This is a genomic window from Nostoc sp. DedQUE09 (assembly GCF_034530915.1).
Lineage (GTDB): Bacteria > Cyanobacteriota > Cyanobacteriia > Cyanobacteriales > Nostocaceae > Nostoc.
In genome coordinates this window covers 12,186-27,969 of the sequence record NZ_JAVRCE010000032.1, presented here as the reverse complement: position 1 = coordinate 27,969, position 15,784 = coordinate 12,186, and the positions used below count along the sequence as shown (strand labels likewise).

The 15,784-nt window shown below is 42.4% G+C and carries 28 protein-coding genes; 17 read left to right on the top strand and 11 right to left on the bottom strand.

The annotated features are described in order from the left end of the window. Position 1: 1 nt before the first annotated feature. From RMY27_RS20200 to RMY27_RS20155, 10 genes are all read left to right on the top strand, one after another. Entirely contained in the window at positions 2 to 358 is a 357-nt protein-coding gene (locus RMY27_RS20200) for a hypothetical protein (protein WP_322666152.1), read from the top strand. After that, the gene (locus RMY27_RS20195; protein WP_322666150.1) at positions 342 to 890 is read left to right on the top strand and encodes a hypothetical protein; all 549 of its coding nucleotides are present in this window, start codon (positions 342 to 344) and stop codon (positions 888 to 890) included. Before RMY27_RS20200 ends, RMY27_RS20195 begins: the two co-directional genes overlap by 17 nt. After that, a complete protein-coding gene (locus tag RMY27_RS20190) occupies positions 887 to 1,462 on the top strand; it encodes a hypothetical protein (protein WP_322666148.1) in 576 nt (191 codons plus the stop codon). The genes RMY27_RS20195 and RMY27_RS20190 overlap by 4 nt, the downstream gene beginning before the upstream one ends. Continuing rightward, complete coding sequence (locus RMY27_RS20185; protein WP_322666146.1) at positions 1,463 to 1,786, top strand: hypothetical protein; 324 nt, start codon at positions 1,463 to 1,465, stop codon at positions 1,784 to 1,786. A 2-nt stretch (positions 1,787 to 1,788) separates the two neighbouring features. Then, entirely contained in the window at positions 1,789 to 4,296 is a 2,508-nt protein-coding gene (locus RMY27_RS20180; protein ID WP_322666144.1) for a hypothetical protein, read from the top strand. A gap of 2 nt (positions 4,297 to 4,298) precedes the next feature. Further along, a complete protein-coding gene (locus tag RMY27_RS20175) occupies positions 4,299 to 5,120 on the top strand; it encodes a hypothetical protein (protein ID WP_322666142.1) in 822 nt (273 codons plus the stop codon). A gap of 98 nt (positions 5,121 to 5,218) precedes the next feature. Beyond that, the gene (locus RMY27_RS20170; protein ID WP_322666140.1) at positions 5,219 to 5,794 is read left to right on the top strand and encodes a hypothetical protein; all 576 of its coding nucleotides are present in this window, start codon (positions 5,219 to 5,221) and stop codon (positions 5,792 to 5,794) included. Then, positions 5,794 to 6,024, top strand: a complete 231-nt coding sequence (locus tag RMY27_RS20165) for a hypothetical protein (RefSeq protein WP_322666138.1) — start codon at positions 5,794 to 5,796, stop codon at positions 6,022 to 6,024. Before RMY27_RS20170 ends, RMY27_RS20165 begins: the two co-directional genes overlap by 1 nt. After that, positions 6,024 to 6,398: a hypothetical protein gene (locus RMY27_RS20160; RefSeq protein WP_322666137.1), complete on the top strand. Its 375-nt coding sequence runs from the start codon at positions 6,024 to 6,026 to the stop codon at positions 6,396 to 6,398. The genes RMY27_RS20165 and RMY27_RS20160 overlap by 1 nt, the downstream gene beginning before the upstream one ends. Positions 6,399 to 6,407: 9 nt before the next feature. Continuing rightward, the gene (locus RMY27_RS20155; protein WP_322666136.1) at positions 6,408 to 6,842 is read left to right on the top strand and encodes a hypothetical protein; all 435 of its coding nucleotides are present in this window, start codon (positions 6,408 to 6,410) and stop codon (positions 6,840 to 6,842) included. Positions 6,843 to 6,912: 70 nt separating this feature from the next. Here the strand turns inward: RMY27_RS20155 and RMY27_RS20150 are convergent, their stop codons facing one another. From RMY27_RS20150 to RMY27_RS20120, 7 genes are all read right to left on the bottom strand, one after another. Next, positions 6,913 to 8,301, bottom strand: a complete 1,389-nt coding sequence (locus RMY27_RS20150; RefSeq protein ID WP_322666186.1) for a transposase — start codon at positions 8,299 to 8,301, stop codon at positions 6,913 to 6,915. A 324-nt stretch (positions 8,302 to 8,625) separates the two neighbouring features. Continuing rightward, positions 8,626 to 8,871: a hypothetical protein gene (locus RMY27_RS20145; protein WP_322666184.1), complete on the bottom strand. Its 246-nt coding sequence runs from the start codon at positions 8,869 to 8,871 to the stop codon at positions 8,626 to 8,628. Continuing rightward, a complete protein-coding gene (locus RMY27_RS20140) occupies positions 8,864 to 9,565 on the bottom strand; it encodes a hypothetical protein (RefSeq protein ID WP_322666182.1) in 702 nt (233 codons plus the stop codon). The genes RMY27_RS20145 and RMY27_RS20140 overlap by 8 nt, the downstream gene beginning before the upstream one ends. A gap of 22 nt (positions 9,566 to 9,587) precedes the next feature. Continuing rightward, positions 9,588 to 9,938 carry a hypothetical protein gene (locus RMY27_RS20135; RefSeq protein WP_322666180.1) on the bottom strand — a complete coding sequence of 117 codons (351 nt, stop codon included), beginning with the start codon at positions 9,936 to 9,938 and terminating at the stop codon, positions 9,588 to 9,590. A gap of 82 nt (positions 9,939 to 10,020) precedes the next feature. Further along, positions 10,021 to 10,206 carry a hypothetical protein gene (locus tag RMY27_RS20130; RefSeq protein ID WP_322637050.1) on the bottom strand — a complete coding sequence of 62 codons (186 nt, stop codon included), beginning with the start codon at positions 10,204 to 10,206 and terminating at the stop codon, positions 10,021 to 10,023. A 95-nt stretch (positions 10,207 to 10,301) separates the two neighbouring features. Continuing rightward, entirely contained in the window at positions 10,302 to 10,616 is a 315-nt protein-coding gene (locus tag RMY27_RS20125) for a hypothetical protein (protein ID WP_322666179.1), read from the bottom strand. 84 nt (positions 10,617 to 10,700) lie between these two features. After that, on the bottom strand, positions 10,701 to 10,886 hold the full coding sequence (locus RMY27_RS20120) for a hypothetical protein (protein WP_322666177.1): 186 nt from the start codon (positions 10,884 to 10,886) through the stop codon (positions 10,701 to 10,703). Between the two features lie 290 nt (positions 10,887 to 11,176). Here RMY27_RS20120 and RMY27_RS20115 point away from each other — a divergent pair, with 290 nt between their 5' ends. The 6 genes from RMY27_RS20115 (at position 11,177) to RMY27_RS20090 (ending at position 13,850) form a co-directional block, all read left to right on the top strand. Next, positions 11,177 to 11,587, top strand: a complete 411-nt coding sequence (locus tag RMY27_RS20115) for a hypothetical protein (RefSeq protein WP_322666175.1) — start codon at positions 11,177 to 11,179, stop codon at positions 11,585 to 11,587. Between the two features lie 76 nt (positions 11,588 to 11,663). Then, entirely contained in the window at positions 11,664 to 12,041 is a 378-nt protein-coding gene (locus RMY27_RS20110; protein ID WP_322666173.1) for a hypothetical protein, read from the top strand. Between the two features lie 44 nt (positions 12,042 to 12,085). Further along, a complete protein-coding gene (locus tag RMY27_RS20105; protein WP_322666171.1) occupies positions 12,086 to 12,337 on the top strand; it encodes a hypothetical protein in 252 nt (83 codons plus the stop codon). Continuing rightward, on the top strand, positions 12,334 to 12,558 hold the full coding sequence (locus RMY27_RS20100; RefSeq protein WP_322666168.1) for a hypothetical protein: 225 nt from the start codon (positions 12,334 to 12,336) through the stop codon (positions 12,556 to 12,558). Before RMY27_RS20105 ends, RMY27_RS20100 begins: the two co-directional genes overlap by 4 nt. 68 nt (positions 12,559 to 12,626) lie before the next feature. Next, a complete protein-coding gene (locus RMY27_RS20095) occupies positions 12,627 to 13,364 on the top strand; it encodes a hypothetical protein (RefSeq protein ID WP_322666166.1) in 738 nt (245 codons plus the stop codon). Positions 13,365 to 13,415: 51 nt separating this feature from the next. Next, positions 13,416 to 13,850 carry a DUF4102 domain-containing protein gene (locus RMY27_RS20090; RefSeq protein ID WP_322666164.1) on the top strand — a complete coding sequence of 145 codons (435 nt, stop codon included), beginning with the start codon at positions 13,416 to 13,418 and terminating at the stop codon, positions 13,848 to 13,850. Here the strand turns inward: RMY27_RS20090 and RMY27_RS20085 are convergent. The 4 genes from RMY27_RS20085 to RMY27_RS20070 form a co-directional block, all read right to left on the bottom strand. Beyond that, positions 13,777 to 14,112 carry a hypothetical protein gene (locus tag RMY27_RS20085; RefSeq protein WP_322666162.1) on the bottom strand — a complete coding sequence of 112 codons (336 nt, stop codon included), beginning with the start codon at positions 14,110 to 14,112 and terminating at the stop codon, positions 13,777 to 13,779. The genes RMY27_RS20090 and RMY27_RS20085 overlap by 74 nt on opposite strands. A gap of 152 nt (positions 14,113 to 14,264) precedes the next feature. Next, positions 14,265 to 14,534: a hypothetical protein gene (locus RMY27_RS20080; RefSeq protein WP_322666160.1), complete on the bottom strand. Its 270-nt coding sequence runs from the start codon at positions 14,532 to 14,534 to the stop codon at positions 14,265 to 14,267. Then, positions 14,503 to 14,655: a hypothetical protein gene (locus tag RMY27_RS20075; RefSeq protein WP_322666158.1), complete on the bottom strand. Its 153-nt coding sequence runs from the start codon at positions 14,653 to 14,655 to the stop codon at positions 14,503 to 14,505. Before RMY27_RS20075 ends, RMY27_RS20080 begins: the two co-directional genes overlap by 32 nt. Continuing rightward, on the bottom strand, positions 14,652 to 15,233 hold the full coding sequence (locus tag RMY27_RS20070) for a tyrosine-type recombinase/integrase (RefSeq protein WP_322666156.1): 582 nt from the start codon (positions 15,231 to 15,233) through the stop codon (positions 14,652 to 14,654). Before RMY27_RS20070 ends, RMY27_RS20075 begins: the two co-directional genes overlap by 4 nt. A 218-nt stretch (positions 15,234 to 15,451) precedes the next feature. Here RMY27_RS20070 and RMY27_RS20065 point away from each other — a divergent pair, with 218 nt between their 5' ends. Next, positions 15,452 to 15,784, top strand: a complete 333-nt coding sequence (locus tag RMY27_RS20065) for a hypothetical protein (protein WP_322666154.1) — start codon at positions 15,452 to 15,454, stop codon at positions 15,782 to 15,784.

Below are 15,784 nucleotides of genomic sequence, written 5' to 3'. Positions count from 1 at the left end.
CATGCTTTCATTAACACTTGCTCAATTATTTGGTGTTAATGCTAGCCAAACTGCTACTGAATTGGTAATTCAAAAAGCCGATTTAGTAGCAATAGGTTTAACACCGCAGTCAAATAATCGTGCTGAACAATTACTAGTTGCTCTTTTATTGCAAGCACTAAGCAACTTTTACGGATACATCACAGACGAAAACGGCAATATTATTACCGATGAGAATAATGTCCCAATTGGATACGACAATCGTCAGTTGTATGAACTTCTAGAAATGTTTCGCTGGGATGCCTATGCTAAAGAGCGAAATGGCAATGTTTATCTATCAGAAACAATCATAATTCATTCTTATGCTGAAGCAGATTAAAGATTTAGGTACAGAAAAAATCATTCCTGATGATACAGACGTTATTGCATTTCAACAAACTGATGGGCTTACAGGGCACATCTCACGAGCTAATTTTCTCTCTGGAATTAGCGGAGACGGTGACTATCCTACTTCTTTTACTCACTGGCACGATGAAAGTATTATCCTATCGGGCAATTCTTTAATTTATGATATTACTCCGTCTTACACCTACGGACTAGGCGTGATACAGCATCCGCCAAGTAGTTCCGATAGTTTTAAATGGAGTTCGTTGCTTGATGCAGGTAATTATGGATTGAATTTTTTAGTAGGGGCAGGTAGCAATAGAGGAATTGGATCGTTGTATATAAATGGAATTCTTGCACACAATGATTTAGATTTATATGCCCCTAGTACTAGCAGCATTATTCTCAAAAGGAATATTACAATCAACAATGCTGGATTGCACGAATTTAAGATTAATGTTTCTGACAAGAATATCTCATCAAGTAATTATTATTTTGTGATGACAAAAGCTTGGGGGAGCAAATGACTTCATACTGCTCTCTCGGCGACAAGACAACCGTAGAAATTTTGTCCCCAGCAAAAGAAATTCTTATTTTCGACAACGCTCCCATCACGGTAGAGGTGATAACTTCCAATGAGGGAGAATATCAAGACTATACACATAACATGAATCAAAAGATAGACAAATCTTTTGCTAAAAATGTTGTTTCTGTTATTGTCAACGATCCAATAAATGATTGGATTTTTTCAGGTGAGTATCCTCCTGATAATCCTATTGTTCATAGAACTTGTCCTATTCCTTCAGTAATAGATGGAAAAATTTATCTTGATTTTGATCCATTGGGTTACTCAGATAATATCGGCTCTTGTACTTATAAGGTCTATTTTGGGGGATACAAATTAACAGCTACAGACGCACGAGGAATAAAAATTCAAAGGACTTATGACCAAGAGCCAAAATACACCGTAGCTTGTGGTGATAATTGCCCAGAAGGTAGCCACAAATGCACACACAAGAAATACCCAGGTTATTGCTGTGTTCCGTGCAAAGAAGTCGGCGATCGCCTGAAAAATATTGCAAATAAAGTAGGTCGATAAATGGCAGAAGTTTGTAAGGATATTGACGCTGGTCTAGCGGCTTTAAATCGCAAAATCGATGCACAAAATCAGCGCATACGAGAATTAGAGCGCAAGCAACAGCAGTGTTGTGAAGGTCATGAAGACGATAGCAATGCTGACCTTTCACAAATTCTTAAAAGGCTAAAGAAAGCAGAAACAGACATTCTTGAACTTGGCGGCGTACTTAAAACCGTTATCGATGACGTGAAAGACCTATTAGATGCTGCGGTTGAACATACTGAAACAGCTAATCAATCACAAGGCATTTTTGCAGCAATTATTGATTTCTTCGTAGATGAGTAATCATGGCAGTCTCTCAACAAATATCACCCAGTGCTTTAAGGGCTTACAAACTATCTAAATACGCTAATGGTCAGCCGGGAAAGATGCTACTTGAAGCCAAAAGGGTAAAGCGAGTAACGTCTCAATTTATGACTAAAAGTGGTGCAAAAGAAGCTGCTAAACGCATGAAGACTCTTAAAAAAACTGCTGCTAATGCAAAGAAAGTTGCAGATGCTACAAAGAAAGCCTCTGACCTTGCTACCAAAGTAAATGAAGTACTCTTTAAAAATATTCCTGGTAGCGCTGTACTTGATAAAGCCTCTCGCGTTGGCGGTATCCTTGGTATTCTTTCTGCAATTGGGTTGGTGCTTTTAGTCAAACTTCAAGAGTTTGTCTCAAGCAGGGCTTTTGATGATATTAGTCAGATAGGAATCGAGCTAACGAAGACTAATACAATAGCAGTAAACAATGGATTAAAGCTCAAAACCATTGATACCAAAATGCAGAAGCTTGAGCAAGAATTAAGTGCCAATGCTAGGGATTTTTATCAATTAAATAAGCAAGCCGGAACTATTGCTAAAAATGCCGCAGAAGCTAAAAAGCAAAGTAATGATGCATTATACGAAACTCGGCAAGGGAGAACAATTCTTGAGGGGAAAATAGCTGAATCTAAAAAGCAGAGTAACGATGCTTTGTACGAAACTCGTCAAACAAAGTTTAGTTTAGATAGCAAAATTCAACAAATTAACGCCAACATAGCGCGAATTAGCTCAAAGGCTAATGATGGATTTCAAAATGCCATCAATACCACTATTTCTAAACTACAGGCAGAATTAGCATCGGTTAGAGCGAGTCTTAAGACAATCAAGCCAGCTACACCTGTCGATACTGCATCTATTACCGCAAATGCCGTCAGTGCTGCAAAAGCTGAGGCGCGAATCGCACAATCTCAAGTTTCTGCACTGCAAGCTGTGGTAGCTGGATTAAGTGGCCAAATTGCTGGAGCCATAACTTTAGGAAGTACTGCTATTAATGGAGTTTCAAATTTAGGTAATGCTGTAAATGCTGTGAACAATACTGCTAATACTGCATTAAATGAAGCTAAGAAAAATGCAGGAATTGCACCATTACAGCAATCAAATTTATCGAAGGAGTTTGACCAAAAGCTTGCTGACTTCGAGAGACTTAGTACAATGACTGCCGATGAACGCTTTGAAGAATTCAAAAAAGAAAATAACAAAGCGCTCGGAATTCGGGACTTGCAACAATCAAATTTATCGAAGGAATTTGATAAAAGACAAGCCGACTTTGAACGACTTAGTACAATGACTGCCGACCAACGATTTGAGGAATTTCAAAGAACAAATCGTGAGTCTTTGGGACTACTAGAAAAAGATTTAACTCAAACCAAAAAAGAGGTTGACAGCAACCGAGCAACAATTACAAAAATTGACACAAAGCTAGGACAACAAGCAAAAGTGAACGAGGAAGCTTTACCAAAACTTGATCAAATACTCGGAATACTCCCCTTAATTCCGGCGCGGGCTGCGGCCGCAATTAAACCGGATATACCAACAATTCCACAGATCGAGCAAGCAGCCGCGACTGGAACATGCAGAACCACCCAGCCGGGGGGCTGCATGAATAAAGCACTAAAAGACAATGCAGCCGACATTACCAACAATAACAATACCAATTCAGCCAATATTTTAGATGCGGTAAATACTGGTGCAAATGCTGCGCTCCTCCAGGGACAGCAAACAATATTAGCAAGACTAGGTGATCAACTTCCGGGAGGCATCGGTGGGAAGCTATCCCGCTTTGCAGATTGGATGCACTTGGATAGAGTACTCAACATGATGATATTAGGCGCTACTATCCACAATGCATTAATGCTTTCCAACGACATCGGACAAACTTTTGTTGGAATAATCAACAATGTATTGCAGTTAATCGGATTGAAAAAAGAAGATGGTAGTACGTTTGACATCGGTTCTGTCATTAGTAGTTCAATTGAAAATCTTATTAAAAATGCAATTGGAGCCGAGAATTATACAAATCTAACAACAGCTTGGGCTAAGGCTAATAGAATTTATCAAGCTTCAGTTAATATATTAAATGCTTTTCAAGGGCTGTCATCTGCAATACTTACTGGCTTAGAGATGACGGCTGGCAAAGTTGCCAAAATTGGAAATGCACTTCGCAATGCTGGTGAAGTTTTAGAAAGTGCTTACGGTTGGATGAATCCACAGCCCAAATTTAATCGTGTTACTCAAACTCTAGAAAACTTGCAACAAGGAGCATCAACCATACAAATGGTAACTCAAGCCCCATTAGATATTATCAATGCCACCACTGAATTAACGACAGCAACCACTGAATTAACTAACGCAATTAAGCAGGATGAGAACCCAGCTAACAAAGGTAAAGAATCGCCAGAGCCAGATAAACTCAAAGCGGATCAAGCAACAGCTAAATTAGCGAGTGCTGGCTTAGAAATAGTAGATTTAGATTTAGATCCAGATGACTAAATATGCCACTACCAGATAACTTTAATGAATGGGAATTTTTGCAAGATACTGTAAGACGTTGGCATAATAAAGCCGTTATCCAGTGGTTTAAAAATCAAGCAGTTGACGACATTTCTACACCGAAAGCAGCTTTACGCCATGCCTGTACAATGAAGGATGGCGACACTTCCACAATGACCATGATGAGGTTGTGGTTATTTGAGGTTACTGCTGGTCACGCTCAATCTTTGCAAGCTCCTATTTATGGAATTCCAGTTGCGGATTTCCAGCGTGATGTCAGCTTCAAGCCACAGGTCAAGCTGTACTTTCGTGAGAGATACACTAACCTAACCGACCGTACAGCGCCGGGACGCGGAGAAATTTGCTTTCGACTGATGAATGAATCAGCCCAAACTTACACTCGCGCCAAAGCTGAAGAAATGGCGAGAGACATTAAACGTGAATTTGCAAATCCCATATTTGTTTGGGAAAAGGGCATACATTACTACTACTACCGTGATCCAGAAAGAGGGTATGATTTACGGCTTTTGGTAAAGTCAAAAGCTGAGGGTGAGAGACTGGCGCGTAATGTACTTCAGATCCAGGGACACCCATTTGATAGTACCAATGTAGATTTTATGGACACTGACAAACTTTATCCCAGCAATCCAGGCACTCAGCTAGTGTACGGGCGGCAGGTCAAGAAACCTGTAAAACGTCCTATCGTGGATGTTCGCTTTCGTCATGCTCAGTTATTCCTGAATGGACGGCAGACAGTTATTAATCTTGTGTCAACTCCAGAAAGCGCTTTGCGATCGGTAATTGAAAGGGTGAATACTGCGTAGTTTTTTCATGGAAACAAGTATACTGATCGACACGAATTCTGTGCGCTTTGCCCAATGTTATACAGGATGTATAAAACGCGACCGAGTAGTGTACAGCAATGGCTAAACGATTTAATAACTTAGATGCAGCATTAAAATATCTTCGCCCAACTTCATCAGGAGAAGATGGAGTAGTACCAGACGCACCAGCTGGTACTCCATTAAAGAAATACCAGGATTGGAAAGCGGGAAAAGTTGATATTGACTATCCCAGATCAGCATCATCTAATCCTGGGAAGTTTGAAAAAATTGGCATCAAACCTTTCGCGCTGCCCGCAGCATCAACAGTTGAATATGTGACAACCATATCCGCCAGAGCGCAAGGACAGTACGCTCTATTTGGATTAGGTACAGCTGCTTTAGGGATAGAAGCTCCAGATAGTGACGATATTGTAGCTGTAGGTTATAAACCAGCGAAAGCTTCCTGCCGGAATATTACAGGAACTACAGCAACTAGTGTAACGAGTAAACTGACTGGCATACCCTACAAAACTAAAGCTGATACAGCTTATATTTTCCCATTTGGCAGGATTACAGCAAACGCAACTTATAGCGAACAAAAAGCGGCTATTCTTGCGCTTGTCACTGCGGCAGCTGGAACTAAATCTGTATCCTTTATTCCTGAAAAATTCTAATGCTTGCAGACTTGACTAAGTGCGAAATTATTCTCGTTCCTCAAGTCTCCCAAGAAGAAATAAGCGATTTAATCAAGCGGGAGGAAATCACCTCATTAGCAAATTCTCGGTTTGCTAAAGGTGAAATTTCCTTCCAAGATTACATTGATTGCTTGGAAGTCGTGGGAGTTTGTATTGATGATTATTTGCTAACAGTTGAAAATAATTTGACAATAGCAGGAGTCTTATAGTGACTCAGTTTAATGATGCGAATAAGTGGAATCTAATTATGGATTCCACTAAAAATGCAACGATGTCGGGTGAGAAGATCATTCAATCAATAGCAGCTTTTGAACCTTCTCACCTTTTTTTATCTTCAATTGTGGCAGTTCAAGTATTCAGTGCTACAGCCAAACCAAATTGGTATAAAGCTGGATATTTAAATCAAGCTATTCCAGTGCCGTTTTCGCTAGGTTTAGCACTTGGGGAATTTCGCTTTATTCCTCTTTATACGCCAGTAATTATTAAATTTTTGCACTTTCAGAGTAATTATCAAGTTTCGTTTGAAGTGCCACCATACTTTCAAGATTGCAATTTTAAGATATGGGAATTTGTAGATAACTAATTTTAAACAATGACTACTGCACAGCCAATAATAGCTGTTACCAATTCTTCTAGTAGCTCCCCAGGAATAACACTAACTCTAGAAAGCACTGGTATATTTTTAGGGATTCTTGTTAGCGCTTCTGTTCTTGGTGGTGTAGCTGTTACCGTCATCAGCAAAATGAATCGAATTTCAAATTCGATTACTCAAATTGAAAAGACTCTTGAAGAACAAGCGAGGAATGCTGAAAAAATTCGTGAGATTGATAGGACATTAGCTTTACATATTCAAGAGTATGTGAATCGAAAAGATGTTGTCCAGATGGTTTTGGGTCAATTAAATGAGAAAATTGACCACAAATTCAAGCGAGTATTATTTTACACTAGAGATATCCAGCGGTTTCTTCAGCGTGATACTGATTTCAAGATCCGTGAGTACGAGGAAACGACTCAGCCGGATGAATAACTCACTGGGGATTCAGGGTAACTGAAAGTTTAGGGTTCAAAACCCTTCATTTGGATGAAGGGCTTTAACATCAGGTCACGGGAATAACTTTACACAATTCCTGGAACAGTAAGTTTACTACTTTACTCATCAGTTTTCCCTGAATGTGTTTACCACCTAGCAGCTTCTCACCTTGTTCAGTGACGTTAGCTTTGAGTGAGTCGCGGTAGTTAATCAATTCCCTAGTCAGTTCGTTTTCTGGCAGCCTTCCAGTTTCCACGCCAGTCAGCACATACTGCCATAAACTAATTCGACACAGTGACGAACCACTGGCTTTTTCAACTAAACCGTCCCCAGACTGTTCTAAGACAGTACCCATCCCTAACCTCATTTTGAAAGTGTCGCGGCTGCGGTTGCGTTTAATTCGTTTGGTGTCGCCGGCTAACCGCTTCACGGTGGTTTTTCCGTCTTTGCGTAGCTTGCCGCCGTAGGCATCGCGCTCCGTTTTCTTCACCTCCCGCACTTCGTATTCAATGACTGGCTTACCATTTACACTCAGGAACGACTCAAAGGGATAAATCCTGGTGAGCAGTCGCGATCGCACTCGTAACCCAAAGCCGAATTTATCAAACACGCTCGTGTAAGGCTTAAATTCTGTCAGAGAAAGGATTTGAGTGATTCTTGCCTCCAAGCGCTGCTCGTAGAGCGAAATATCACACATCCATTCGGCGTGTAGTTCCAAGATTGGATCAATCTCAATCCCGTAGTCTTTGGCAACGGATATTTTATAGAGATTTTCGATTCTGGTTTTCCCGGCGGGCGAAATTTCCAGCCTTTTCGCTAGCCATCCCCAAAGGGGCGCTAACCATCCAGCCTTACTAGATGCACTCTTGGTATGCGCCACTTCTGGGAATTGCCAAGCTAGAAGCTGACGGGCATAATTCACAATTGGCGATTGCACCCGGTTGAGATGTTCGAGTTGCTGACAGAGGTCGCGGAGTTCATCGATGGGTTCTGGGCGGTGCATGAGGAAATACCTCAAATTCAGTTCCCCAGTCTCCAGTCGGTGATCTGGATCGTGACCGTAGGCGGCCATTGCTAAAGCATCAGCTAGATCGCTTTTATTGGGGAGATTTTTACCTCCGCGATAACGGCGCAGTTCCACATGACCCACCCAGAGAATTTTGATTTCTAATTTCTTAAGGATAGAAGCCCACAGTCTAGAATAGTGGTTTCCTGTCGGTTCGAGTATTGCATAATCTGCCTTGATTTCTGCTAGATAATCAGCAAAGTCAAAAGCTGATTTTTGCCTCTTCTTAGCATCAGGATTGGAGTAAAAAGCCGGATATAAAGTAGATGCTTTATTTCTTGTTTTATTCCAATATGCTTGCAATCCGCCCTTGGGATACTGTGTTAAAATGTGAGTGGTTATACTCGATTTACTAACATCAATTCCCAGAATTATTAATTCTGTTGTCATGGTTCTGCGAACAATAAGAGGTGGTTTTCAAGGACTGGCATCCTTTTGTTGACCCGAACTTAATAGCGCACGAATCACCCTAACGCCCCACACGAGAGGGGCGCGATTCAGGAGTAAACGCATTCGGGAAGTTAACAGGAGAATTGCCGCGCATGAAATTGAGAACACCACAATTCAGTAGTGCAGTTCACTCTGAACGCTGCATTTTCTCTTGCTAAGTTGCTGATTGCTTTGGACACAACCCGCGACGGTGGCAATGATGTCACCGTTTCGGCTACTGTGTCAGGTAGCCCACGCATGAAGCGCGATCGCAATTGCGATTCATCAGGCGGTTATTTCGTCATCCAGAGACTTAACTATTTCTTGAATTCTTTCAGCAGATAATTCACGGTATTGTTCGCCAGCTTTTGCCCCTACATATTCTTTCCAATCCTCTATGCTTTCCCCAGTTACTTTGGCAAGAATTTGTATCGCTACTCCCATAGCTAAACTGTTTAGTACATATAACTCTTTTGTTAAAGTCACAAAGTTATTATTTAGTGGTTTAGTTATCAAGTTTTCATCACTCATAAATTTCATCATCATCAAATTCGTCATCATCAAAATCGTCATATCCAACTAATGAATATGAGTTTTCCGGGTCAATAATGTTAAGAGCGTCGGTGAATGCTCGACCCGTGAGAACATCAAGAACTGAGTAGTTACCCTGCGCGATGCCTTCGGCGGCAAGCAACGCAGCCTCAACCTTCCTCATCTTGAAAGCTTGCTCCAGTTCTGGAGTGCGTAATCTGGGGTCAACGTCCTCGATGGAATTGATGGGCGGGGGCACTTCATCCCCTTCAATCCAGCGTTCGTGCTGGCTGTTGTAGAATTTGCGCCAAGCCCTAGCGCTGGGTGGCTGTGGTGCAGTTTCAAAAAAATCAGCGACTTCCTTTGACCTTTGGAACCCTTCAGCATCACATTCCATTGATTCAACCCACCCGTCACTCAGTCCAAAACCACCAAGGGATGCAGTCTCGGCTTGTACTTCGATTACCTCAGCACCAAGGCGTGTGGCAATGAGTTGAGTTATCGCATTTATTTGAATCGGGGAGAGCCGCTCTAAGTCAATAATCCACAGCACTACCCTTTCACCATTTGGCTCGGTGGTTTGCTCCAAGGGGAACGGGTCGCGCATGGGTATCTTGCCATCTGGAAACAGGTCTAACACTGACTCGTAAGGATTGCCGGGCTTGAGTTTTACCCAAGTGTCGTGTTTGGTCATGATGTAAAAGATTCGCTAAAAATTAAAAATCGTCCGCTTCTTCGGCAGAAACAGGAAGGATGCCAAATGTAGGACTGGGCTGTATTGGTTCATTTCCTGTGTATTCGAGTTGATACTTGAGAGCTTTAAGTTGAGGCTTGAGATCGGAGATTTGATCTATTAGGTTTGCTTCTGTCTCTTGAAGACGTAGGATTTCAAGTTTTATTTCTTTTTCTGTTTCCTCCCTAATTTTTCGCTCTACAAGTTCTGCTAGAGATGAAATTGCAGTCTCTACATCCTCTCCCTCTTCAACTTCCGCAAACAGTTCTAGGTGCTTATTTTCGTAGTTTCCGAGATTAATTACCCGTTTGTAAGAAATGGTTTTTATTTGCATAGTTATGTGATATTTTTTACTTGTTTGGATCGATTAATCAGTTGCGATCGCGGTGCGTTACCCGATCGCAATTGATTTTGAGCTATCCTTTAACTTCCTGGTGCTGGGGTAAATCGAAAACTACCTCAAAAATTCCCCCTCCCTGACGCAGAATGCTGGTGTAAGCGTCTGCGTCAGACTGGGTGCGAAATCGATAAACACAATTACTTCTGCCATTGGGCAAACGTTGGAAAATTGCCCACGGTCTAAGTCCGTCGCTGTAAGTCATAATCTAAAATCCTAATTGTGTAAAAAACCAGCGCAAGCTCTCCAGCCAGCGCTGGTGCAACCTTATATATTCAGGGGTGTTGTAGTTAGTGGGGTTTATTGCTGCATAGGCGATACCTCCGTATCTGAAAGACTGCGCCCCCAACGGACTTGATTAATCAGCGCTTCGACTAATCCCTCTCTGTCGCCCACGGGTAGGGAGCTATTAACTTGATGACCCACTACATAAATTTCATTGCGGCAGCTTCCTGGTGATTGGTCGCAAAGTTGAATCGCGATCGCACTAATTAAAAACAGCTTTTCGCGTCTGGTCATCCGCTCAAGGGTGGGCCCGTACTCCTCCTGGAGGGATTCGAGTAACGAGCCGTCGTTTAAGGTGTAACTAGTAAAATGTCCTATTGGCTTTGACAATTGGTAAAATCTCCTCAATGCAAATAATCGTAGACTTGGCGATCGCTATCCAAAATCAGGGATGGTAGGCGATCGCCTTTTCAATTAGATTTCCTCCTCCTCATCTGGCTCAGACTCTACGATTTCGCCAATGACTATAGTCACGCCGTCATCAGAAGATTGGTAATCAACGATCGCAAATTCCTCATCATCAACATCCTTGATGTTTACCACCGTTGCACCGGGGTAATGCTTCAGGTTTTCAATCAGTTCTAAAACTGTGGTTGTCATGTTGTTTTAAAGGTTGTAGGTGTGCAGACATCAAAATATCACCACGCAGACAACTCGTGAGCCGCGCTTCGTTCTCTGGTGATTAGGGTGTTTCCGCGCCGGGGCTTATGCAGTGGCGTGGGTGCTTGCTCCATATAGTCCTCACGGGCACAGTGGCAAATGTGGGGAGGGAGCTTTTTATAATTTTGTTTTCACAAAACTCTGCTAACATAATCGTACACCCAAAATTATAAGTCAAGTGTGAACACAAAACTTTTTGTGCTGACAAAATTACAATAGAGAAAAGGTATATGAGTGAAAGCAGTAATGACAACGCCACAAAAGCCCGGACGCCCAAAAACATTGCCAAACGAAGAGGCGAGACTGTCGGTAAGGCTTTCTCCGGAACAGAGGGACGCCCTGTTGAGCAAAGCCAAGTCAATGGGATACAAGGACACGTCTCAAATGATCAGGGGTCTAGCATCAGGGGAAGTGGGTGTAAGTCTAGCCAATCCACAAGCCCAAGTACTGGGAAAATCCTAGAGGCCGTCAAGCTAATTGAAGAAAAGCATCTTTCTTATGTCAAGGCGCACCAGCAGCGGCTGATCACCAGACTTGACGAAAGTAAGGAAAGTGAAAACGACTTCAAAAAAGCTATCCAAGAGCTTGAGGCCCAGATTCAGCAATTGATTTCTGATAAAGGTATTGAAGAACCTGAATAAAACCGTCCTGCCCACTGTGGTAAGGGCGGTTTTGTTTTGTGAAGAGGGTGCGAAGTTACAAATGCGGGATCTCCCGATGTCTCAATCAGGGTATTTCCCGCATCGTGGAATTGAACATCTACTTTCAATTCCTATGGAAATTCTAACCAGCCTGTACTTTGTAGTCGCTGTGTTTTATCTTATTCTCGCGCTGATTCAAATACTTCAGCAATTTCATTGTCAGTGGCAAGCCTTCATAGCGAATCGTCCTCGGCAACCGCATGGAAGAGTTTCAGACTCATATCGCAACGACCCCAGAAACAGATACCTCCAAGCTGATTTACTAACTTTGCTCAAAGGTGACGTGGCATCCGCCAAAAGACTTTTGGCACAACAGCGGCGAAAAAACCCAGGACAGTCAGATAACTGGTATTTAGAGAAAGTTATTTATGACCTAGAGCGCGATCGGCGATAACCAACTGCGATCGCAGTTGACTAATGACCAATGACCAATGACCAATGACTAAACACAAAATCTCATCAAAAGTAGTTCGAGCCAGAAGCCTTGCCATCTATGAGCTAGAGAAATTTTTCGACTATATCCGCACCATTGAACCAGAACTGGAACCCGACCAAGCGATCGTGTTAACAGCATACGTCTTGAGTGATTTACCAAACTTGTTTCGACAAAATCCTGAGTTAGTCGAACGGATAAAAGAGATAGCGACCAACATCAAGCTTAATAAACATCGCTCTCCTAATAACCAATGAAGAAACAAACGATTTACGTTGCTCTTGCCCTAAACCCTGATAAAAATGGGCTTGTTGCCCTGTGCTGGCACACAGATAAAAGTAGAGCCGGCGATGTCGGCACAGCACTGACTCAACAAAACGGGCTTGCTTTTTTCGGTGTTACCAGCTGTGAAAATGCTGATTTTGAAGCAGATTCCAGCTTCCCCGATGACCACTGGTTGAACGCAAAGAAGACCTAAAAAAACCAAAAAGCCACCAGAAGATTTCGCGATCGTGGTGGCTCTCTGTGAGAATAACTAATAGTATTATGCCACAAAATAGCCAAAATAATCCTAATTTCTGGACGCAGAAACATCAAGAACTTTGCTTGAAATATCGGATAAAAGCAGCATATCAACAGTTCTGGTGCTGGTTAATAAACTATGCCAAACCAGGCAAAGTAATAGAAGTTACATTGCATGAATTTAATGCCTGGGTAGAAAAGCAATCAGGACAACCACTATCCGAGAGACATCTAAAAAATCTCCTTAAAAGACTACTTGATTTCGGACTAGTCAGACTGATAAAAAAATATAACTGGCACGAATTCAAGTTAATAATCAAACCTTTAGAGTGGTTAGAACCACCTAGAAAACGAGCGGAAAAAAGATCCGAAATCAGGATTGATAGTTCCAAAATATCGCCTCAAACCCAAGAAAACAGTTCGCTTGCTCATCAGGAGCCTAGTCAGCAGCAGCAATTAGATATTAAGCCAAACAACCATGTATCCGATGAAACCAAAAACGAAATTAAACAACTTGCCCAAAAAGTAGACATTCATTTACCTGAAAAATGTGAAGTTTACTATTACCCAATTGAAAAAATCTTCTTAGCTTTAAACCTTGTCTTCTTGCGCAATAAACGAGACTCAATTGATAACCGCATCGGCTTATTGATTGATTGCTTGCGCTGGGAATACTGGAATGAACCAGAGAACCTACGTTTACTTCACAAAGCCGGAATTATCACTCCAGAGTCTCTTTACTACGACTATTACTCCACATAAAAACTGCTTCCACTTTCCAGTAGAAGCAGCGACATAATAACCAACTCGATTATGAACCAACCCACACTTTTTGATTTACAAGCTTTTACTAAAACTGGATCTTCTCCTGTTTATGCTTATGATCCGTTCTGGGATGAACTTACCCCCCAAGAGTCACATAGTGTTGGGGGGCAAATTTCAGACTCGGAATCTCCGTGTAAAAGTGTTGGGGAGCAAGTTACATTAACTACTCAAAAATCTGCCCCCCAACACGATACCCACTGGATTGAGGAATACTGGGTTGAGAGATGCTCTAATAAATACTGGTACTACCGTTACTGCTGGATGCAGGGCCGAAAGATCCATCGGCTTTACCTGGGTAGCGTTAATAGTGCGATCGCAAAACAGAAAAAGGCAGATGTGGAAATTGCAATTAGCGACGGGCAGTCACCCCAGGAGATTGAAGAGTTGATTCGCTCCTGGCGTGGTTTGCGATCGCACTCCTAAACCGCCGCAGTTCATCCCAGCGTCGGCTAGTGGTCGAGCCAGTATGGCTGTACTGGTTGGGGTGGAATTTTGAGATTCTGGATTCTACAAAAGAGTCGATGGCCCGCAGAATCATCTGTTGATCCATTATTAGACCGGAGTCGATTGCATAGGCGTATTCTAAAATTTGTTCTGCGAGTGCGACTGGTACACGGATCGATTGAGTTTTACCGTGATTCCAAGCTGGTTGCCAGCTGGTGCGATTCTTCCCCGGCTTTAGCATTACCATTACCTTGAAAGGCCTGTTTCAAGGCAGGATACAGCGTTTTTTAAACTTATGCAATCGTTTTTTTTGGCGATCGCCGGTTCACTACCCCGCTCCCTGTTCCCCATTCCCCAATCCCTCTTCCCCCAATACCCAACGACTATATAGTGTCAAGCATTCTCAACAAGAAGAAGTTGTGCTGCGGGCCTCCACAAGTGGGGTGAAAGCATTGATTTTTCGTGATAAAAGTGCTTAAAAGCAAATTTTTTATTGGGAGTCAATTTCATTAAGACTCTAATTACAATAAAAAGCGATCGCACCAAATAGGATGAATGTGCGATCGCAATAAATCCAATAAGGTTAGGTGTTTCTAACCGAGTCCAGCTTATCCGCCCTGGCTGCGGTTTGTCATAAGTTCGGGTACACCCGGTCAACTTCATCCCATGCCTGGTTAGTGAGATTTTCCAGTGCCATAGCCAAATACACAGGATGATCGTATTCCCCTTTCTGCAAGCGGTCGAAGAATATCTCGATTTGGAGGAATAGGAGGTTGGGGTTCATAGAGTTGCGATCGCGCTTTTGACTTCATCCAGTTCAACATCGATATAAGGGTCAAGTCCTTTGTTGTCACGGTGTCCGGTGATTTTGCGAATCACGTCCTTGTCAACAGAATTTTTCCGCAATCGGTTCACTAAGCTCCGGCGGGTACTGTGAGTTGAGATTCCCTTGGTACTCATTCCCGCCTTTTCGGTGGCCCGCTGGAGGATATCGTAGGCGTTTCGCCAAGTAATTGGCTTTGTGCCGCAGCGCGAAGGGAAAAGCCACCCAGAGTTGTCAGGTTCAAATCCTTTGAGAGATTCTTTCAAATTTTCATGAACTGGAATCTCTACAGTTTCAGCTGTCCCATCTGGGCGATGCTTTCTGACCATTGCCGGAAAAATCAGTACATCCTTGGGTTGGCCATTGCGATCGTAAACATCTTCAGTTTTGAGTTGAACCAGTGCCCCCCAGCGCTCACCTGTATACCAAGCTAAATCCATCAGTAATTTATATTTGTCGGTTCTCACTTGTCGTTTGATTTTGACAAACTCACCATCTGAGATGACCGAGGCTTTTCCCTTTCTGTTATTCTTTGGCATAGACATAAAATAATTTTCGAGTATTCCGCTTTTACCTGGAAAGGAGGTAAAAGCGGAATTTACTAAATATTCACTAACCGTAAATATTCGCTCAATCCTATTCCCAGCAAAGGATACGCGTCGTCAGGATATATACCACTTCTACATAAAAGTGGAACATTTACACTTTTTTTGTTAAGCCATACAACGGATTTATTCACCTCATCAAATCCGCTTTTATGGAACCAACACTTACTGCCGTATTTGGGGCTAACGCCACACAGGATGCAGATACTTTAACTATCAGCAAAGCCGATCTAACTTCTACAGGTTTAACCCCTGGTGCTAATAACACCGCAGAATCTTTGTTAATAGCGCTGATGCTCAAATTCAAAGCTGCACTAACAGATGCGGGTAAAGATACCAATATAGACCAATCTGTTGCAGTTGTAGATGGTTTTAGCCCCAGCATCACGACTCGCAATGATGCTATTTACTTGCGAAATACCATATCCGTGGAAATCGACCGGGTGCTTACAGGAGCAGCCACAATTGACCCCAATTTGTATTAA

Coding starts and splice junctions, on each gene's coding strand:
- RMY27_RS20170 (WP_322666140.1), top strand. CDS start 5,219: ATGGCTAAACGATTTAATAACTTAGATGCAGCATTAAAATATCTTCGC.
- RMY27_RS20100 (WP_322666168.1), top strand. CDS start 12,334: ATGAAGAAACAAACGATTTACGTTGCTCTTGCCCTAAACCCTGATAAA.
- RMY27_RS20115 (WP_322666175.1), top strand. CDS start 11,177: ATGAGTGAAAGCAGTAATGACAACGCCACAAAAGCCCGGACGCCCAAA.
- RMY27_RS20110 (WP_322666173.1), top strand. CDS start 11,664: ATGTCTCAATCAGGGTATTTCCCGCATCGTGGAATTGAACATCTACTT.
- RMY27_RS20080 (WP_322666160.1), bottom strand. CDS start 14,534: ATGAAGTTGACCGGGTGTACCCGAACTTATGACAAACCGCAGCCAGGG.
- RMY27_RS20190 (WP_322666148.1), top strand. CDS start 887: ATGACTTCATACTGCTCTCTCGGCGACAAGACAACCGTAGAAATTTTG.
- RMY27_RS20070 (WP_322666156.1), bottom strand. CDS start 15,233: ATGCCAAAGAATAACAGAAAGGGAAAAGCCTCGGTCATCTCAGATGGT.
- RMY27_RS20085 (WP_322666162.1), bottom strand. CDS start 14,112: ATGCTAAAGCCGGGGAAGAATCGCACCAGCTGGCAACCAGCTTGGAAT.
- RMY27_RS20135 (WP_322666180.1), bottom strand. CDS start 9,938: ATGCAAATAAAAACCATTTCTTACAAACGGGTAATTAATCTCGGAAAC.
- RMY27_RS20090 (WP_322666164.1), top strand. CDS start 13,416: ATGAACCAACCCACACTTTTTGATTTACAAGCTTTTACTAAAACTGGA.
- RMY27_RS20130 (WP_322637050.1), bottom strand. CDS start 10,206: ATGACTTACAGCGACGGACTTAGACCGTGGGCAATTTTCCAACGTTTG.
- RMY27_RS20140 (WP_322666182.1), bottom strand. CDS start 9,565: ATGACCAAACACGACACTTGGGTAAAACTCAAGCCCGGCAATCCTTAC.
- RMY27_RS20195 (WP_322666150.1), top strand. CDS start 342: ATGCTGAAGCAGATTAAAGATTTAGGTACAGAAAAAATCATTCCTGAT.
- RMY27_RS20200 (WP_322666152.1), top strand. CDS start 2: ATGCTTTCATTAACACTTGCTCAATTATTTGGTGTTAATGCTAGCCAA.
- RMY27_RS20165 (WP_322666138.1), top strand. CDS start 5,794: ATGCTTGCAGACTTGACTAAGTGCGAAATTATTCTCGTTCCTCAAGTC.
- RMY27_RS20155 (WP_322666136.1), top strand. CDS start 6,408: ATGACTACTGCACAGCCAATAATAGCTGTTACCAATTCTTCTAGTAGC.
- RMY27_RS20185 (WP_322666146.1), top strand. CDS start 1,463: ATGGCAGAAGTTTGTAAGGATATTGACGCTGGTCTAGCGGCTTTAAAT.
- RMY27_RS20065 (WP_322666154.1), top strand. CDS start 15,452: ATGGAACCAACACTTACTGCCGTATTTGGGGCTAACGCCACACAGGAT.
- RMY27_RS20145 (WP_322666184.1), bottom strand. CDS start 8,871: ATGAGTGATGAAAACTTGATAACTAAACCACTAAATAATAACTTTGTG.
- RMY27_RS20150 (WP_322666186.1), bottom strand. CDS start 8,301: ATGACAACAGAATTAATAATTCTGGGAATTGATGTTAGTAAATCGAGT.
- RMY27_RS20075 (WP_322666158.1), bottom strand. CDS start 14,655: ATGAACCCCAACCTCCTATTCCTCCAAATCGAGATATTCTTCGACCGC.
- RMY27_RS20105 (WP_322666171.1), top strand. CDS start 12,086: ATGACTAAACACAAAATCTCATCAAAAGTAGTTCGAGCCAGAAGCCTT.
- RMY27_RS20120 (WP_322666177.1), bottom strand. CDS start 10,886: ATGACAACCACAGTTTTAGAACTGATTGAAAACCTGAAGCATTACCCC.
- RMY27_RS20175 (WP_322666142.1), top strand. CDS start 4,299: ATGCCACTACCAGATAACTTTAATGAATGGGAATTTTTGCAAGATACT.
- RMY27_RS20180 (WP_322666144.1), top strand. CDS start 1,789: ATGGCAGTCTCTCAACAAATATCACCCAGTGCTTTAAGGGCTTACAAA.
- RMY27_RS20095 (WP_322666166.1), top strand. CDS start 12,627: ATGCCACAAAATAGCCAAAATAATCCTAATTTCTGGACGCAGAAACAT.